This window comes from Amnimonas aquatica (assembly GCF_002943415.1).
GTDB classification, from domain to species: Bacteria; Pseudomonadota; Gammaproteobacteria; order Pseudomonadales; family Moraxellaceae; genus Perlucidibaca; species Perlucidibaca aquatica_A.
Genome location: NZ_PTQZ01000316.1, coordinates 1 through 1,460, shown reverse-complemented (window position 1 = coordinate 1,460; position 1,460 = coordinate 1). Strand labels below are relative to the sequence as shown.

The 1,460-nt window shown below is 69.3% G+C and carries 2 protein-coding genes; both read right to left on the bottom strand.

Annotated elements, in window-relative coordinates; translation table 11 throughout:
• Positions 1 to 992: hypothetical protein (locus tag C5O18_RS09500; protein WP_146089334.1), on the bottom strand; the 992-nt coding region annotated here is incomplete at its 3' end.
• A 164-nt stretch (positions 993 to 1,156) separates the two neighbouring features.
• Positions 1,157 to 1,460: acyl-CoA dehydrogenase C-terminal domain-containing protein (locus C5O18_RS09495; protein ID WP_206389846.1), on the bottom strand; the 304-nt coding region annotated here is incomplete at its 5' end.

Here is a 1,460-nt window from a genome sequence, read left to right as displayed (position 1 = left end):
GCCCGGGCACGCGCCGCCTGCGCCGTGTGCTGTCCGAAGTGGACCTCGAGGCGCAGCGTCAGCGAGGGTAGCGCATCCCAGTCGCGCTGACGAGTCTGGCTCAGCCGCGGCTCGACCTCGTAGAACAGCCAGTCGCGGAGGAAGCTGCGCCGGTAGCGTGTCCAGAGCGCGACCTGCGTGGTCTCCCAGGGCCGGGTGACACCCTCCTCCGCGACCCCCACCGCCAGCGTGGCGCCGCTCTCCAGCACGCGCGACAGCACGCCGCCGCGCGCCCAGTCGAAACCCTGGTCGCTGTCTTCCTGCCGGTAGTCGAACTGGTAGAACAGCGTGCCGGCCATGACATCGCTGAACGCGTGCGAGTACTCCAGCTCGCTGATCGAGCGCAAGCGCTCGTCGACGCCGTAGCGCAGCATCTGGCTGACCCGTATCTGGTCATCGGTCGCCAGCGCCCAGGAGCGCGAGGTGCGGGCACGCACGAAGACGTCCGGGCCCGAACGCACGCCGATGTCGGTCTCGACCCGCAGACGCTCCAGCCCCAGCGCCATCCAGCGCAGGGCCAGCGACGAGTCGTTCACCGAGCGCTGGCCGAGCAGGCGGTTGCGATCCTGGCTCTCGTCCTCGAACACCAGCGACAGCCGCTTGCTGATGCCCGGCAGATGCAGGCGGGCACGCAGGCGCAGGGCCGGCGTCAGCTCGCCCTCGTCGTCGATCACGACCTCGGTGATGGCGCGGACGGCGGCTGTCGCCTCCTCGTCGACATCGGGATGACCGAACCAGTCATCCAGCCAGCGCACCGTGGACTGGGTGCGATAATCCACCAGGCAGTGCGGATAGTCGGCCCAGCCCAGCAGGTCGCCGCGGGCGTCACGCGCGATGCAGGGCTGCCTGTCCGCCTGTGCCGGCTGGCCGGCGAGCAGGGCAAGCAGCAGGACCGTGCCGGGCCAGAACCTGCCGGCCGGCAGGGCCTTCATCACCGCCGTCATCCGCCCCATGCCGCACTCCCGTCCTGGTCATTGAAGTCAGGCTGGCACAGCACGCGGGCCCTGTCGAGCAGCTTGCGACCAATGCATGTTATGGATTCGTAAAAGAAAATGCCCCGACAGGCGGGGCATTTTCCAGTCTGCCGGCGGCCGGTGAACGGCCGCGCGGCAAGGCCTCAGAAGCTGTCTTCGGACAGCGCCATGAGGGTGTCGGCACCGGCGCGCAGCGAAGCGACGCGGCTGTCCAGCTCGGGCAGCAGGCGGGCGAAGAAGAACGCGCCGACCTTGAACTTGTCGGCGTGGAAGGCATCGTCCTTGCCTGCCGAAGCCTGCAGCATGAGCAGCCACATGTGGGCATAGGCGAGCAGGCCGAAGGCGTGCAGGAAATCCACGGCAGCGGCGTTGACCTCGTCCGGGTTGCCGGCGGCAGCAGCGATCAGCCAGTCGGTGGCGGCGGCGATGCTGTCGGCGGCACGGCCG